This window comes from Sphaerochaeta sp. S2, from assembly GCF_016406725.1.
GTDB lineage: Bacteria > Spirochaetota > Spirochaetia > Sphaerochaetales > Sphaerochaetaceae > Sphaerochaeta.
Genome location: NZ_JAEKNT010000249.1, coordinates 1 through 1,278, shown reverse-complemented (window position 1 = coordinate 1,278; position 1,278 = coordinate 1). Strand labels below are relative to the sequence as shown.

2 protein-coding genes are annotated in these 1,278 nt (G+C 34.6%); one reads left to right on the top strand and one right to left on the bottom strand.

The genetic code is table 11. The annotated features are described in order from the left end of the window. Positions 1 to 912: hypothetical protein (locus JF818_RS07080; RefSeq protein ID WP_198891332.1), on the bottom strand; the 912-nt coding region annotated here is incomplete at its 3' end. 125 nt (positions 913 to 1,037) lie between these two features. Here JF818_RS07080 and JF818_RS07075 point away from each other — a divergent pair. Next, on the top strand, positions 1,038 to 1,278 hold a 241-nt coding region (locus JF818_RS07075; RefSeq protein WP_198891331.1), incomplete at its 3' end, for a CoA-binding protein.

Below are 1,278 nucleotides of genomic sequence, written 5' to 3'. Positions count from 1 at the left end.
ATTGATGCCTGCTTTTTCTAAAAGCACATTTAAATTGGTGGTTCTAACATTTATTTCGATCAGATAGAAGTCACCTGTTTTCTCATCTTTTTTAAATTCAATTTCTGCAAATCCTTTAAAACCGACCGCTTCTAAAAAAGGTGCGCCAATTTCATGTAGCTGTGGCACGTGGACTTGTTCAGTAAAAACAGAAGCACCAAAATTAATCGGGTACTGTCTCTTTTTATTACAGGTCATATAATGAGTTACTTTTGAATCTTGGTTTAAGTAAGCATCATAAGTATACATGTGATCATCGAATCCTGGTATGATTCTCTGAACGAACACGTCAAGGTTCTTAAAAGTTGCTTTTTTAATTGCAGCCACTAATTCTGCTTCATTCGTAACCTTGAACATCTTGTATCTAAAAACATCCACAAAAGCAGGTGAATCAGAGGGCTTAACAATACATGGGTAGCCAATTTCATTTTTCACACGTTCAATGAGGTTGTCATCATCAATACGAATGGTTTCAGGTACTAAAACACGATGTGCAACAGCAATATCATGTAGACTGTTTTTATCCATGAGTTTTGAAAATAATCCTTGCTCCGATTGATGAATTAAATAATACTCTCTGAGTTCATCTAAATGAGCATCCACGACTTCTACATATGGATCTGCACAGGGGTATAGTACGGGCTTATATGATTGTGTTTTAGCATAAGTGATTAGAAAATCAACAAATGCTCTAGTATCTTTTTTATAGTGAGGTGCGATATGTTTCTCTTTAAGGTATCTAGATAAAAAACCGTATGTACCTTGTGTTTGATATTCAATGGCAACCGTGTGGACACCATTTCTGCCTAAGCATCTAATAACACTTAAACCTATATAATAATTTGCACCTAAAATAACAGCTTTATTTTTCAAGTGTTCCACCTTCTTATCATGTTATTTTACCACGAAAAGTGGTATATATAAAATGTTTAGACTTGTAATCGTTTTCAAATTTGGTTAAAATAAAATTACCCCATAGCAGGGGGTCAGGAGGAAATATGGAAAAGACAATTGCAAAAATGTTGGAAATGAAAAATTGGGTAGTTGTTGGTGCTAATCCAAACCCAGAAAAATACGGTAATAAGATATACAATAAGCTTTTAAAATTCGACTATAATGTAACACCTGTTAATCCTGTCTATGATGAAGTAGAAGGGGTTAAGGCAGTGTCGAGTCTTAAGGAAGTAACAACACCTATTGATTGTATCAGTGTGGTTGTTTCGCCGAAAAGATCTATGC